The sequence below is a fragment of the Desertibacillus haloalkaliphilus genome, from assembly GCF_019039105.1.
In the GTDB taxonomy this organism is placed as follows: domain Bacteria; phylum Bacillota; class Bacilli; order Bacillales; family KJ1-10-99; genus Desertibacillus; species Desertibacillus haloalkaliphilus.
Genome location: NZ_JAHPIV010000156.1, coordinates 1 through 429, shown reverse-complemented (window position 1 = coordinate 429; position 429 = coordinate 1). Strand labels below are relative to the sequence as shown.

General features: G+C 43.1%; 1 pseudogene. It reads right to left on the bottom strand.

The window, feature by feature from the left end:
* Positions 1-429: pseudogene (locus KH400_RS21320) on the bottom strand (hypothetical protein); the annotation flags it as partial.

Here is a 429-nt window from a genome sequence, read left to right as displayed (position 1 = left end):
ATCATAGACTGAACCTTGATTGGCACTACTTGCCTTTTTCGTACCAACACCTGAACCATCAAAATACCAATCAACACCGTTAATATTAATTGTCGTATTCGTCACCTTCAAATAAGTACTTGGATCAAAGTAGTAGTAGTTACCGGCCCATGATTGCAAACCGCTTTGGACAGTACCATCATTACCAACTAGGTACCAGCTACCCCAACGTGCTTGAATGTAATTGCGCTTCGTTGAAAGAGCCTTCGTACTTGGATCAAAGTAATAGTAGGTATTACCAATCTTTGTCACATCAGAGGCGAATGAACCGTCCGCCGTTGCGTAGTACTTGGCACCACCAATTGTTAGCCACTGTGACTTACGCAATGTGTACGTTCCGTCATCACCAAAGTAGTACTTGTTACCATTAATCGTTTGCAACCCCGTCAC